Below are 563 nucleotides of genomic sequence, written 5' to 3' on the forward strand. Positions count from 1 at the left end.
TTCAACGATTTGCTTGTTCACGTGAGCGATGTTCGACATCAGACTGTTTGCATGAGTCAGCGCAGCACTGCGCTGATCATTCATGTCTTTATGTTGGTTGTGCAAAGACTGAGTTAGTGTGTTGAAGCGTCGAGCCAACGCTTCTGATTCATTGATGATTTGCTGGCGGTAAGGCATAGATTCTGGCTTCACTGTCGCGTCGTTAAGCGCGGCGTTAAGCGAGTCTAAGCCAGCAGAGATACTAAATCCGTCTGCACCCAAGGTGTTTTCTAGTTGGCTCATGTTGCTGGTGTAACCAGCCGCGTAAGCCGCCAAACTATTGGTAGACCAAGTTTGTTTAACCAAGAACTGATCAGTTACACGGCGGATGCTGGTCACTTCCACACCCATACCAGAGCTTAAGCGGTTGGACTTACCATCGCCAACTGTCGCCATCAACGCTTGTTGACGGCTGTATCCTGGCGTGTTGACGTTCGCAACGTTTTGCGCCGTCACGTCAAGTGCAACGCGGTTTGCGTTTAAACCTGAGAGGGCGATATTAACTAGGTTCATTTACAGCTCCA

At 49.4% G+C, this 563-nt stretch carries 1 protein-coding gene; it reads right to left on the reverse strand.

Annotated features, from left to right (window positions below; genetic code table 11):
• The coding region (flgK, locus tag R7Q48_RS29800) for a flagellar hook-associated protein FlgK (protein ID WP_318133989.1) at positions 1 to 552 on the reverse strand (552 nt) is incomplete at its 3' end.
• Positions 553 to 563 lie beyond the last annotated feature (11 nt).

The sequence above is a fragment of the Vibrio sp. 378 genome (assembly GCF_033339435.1).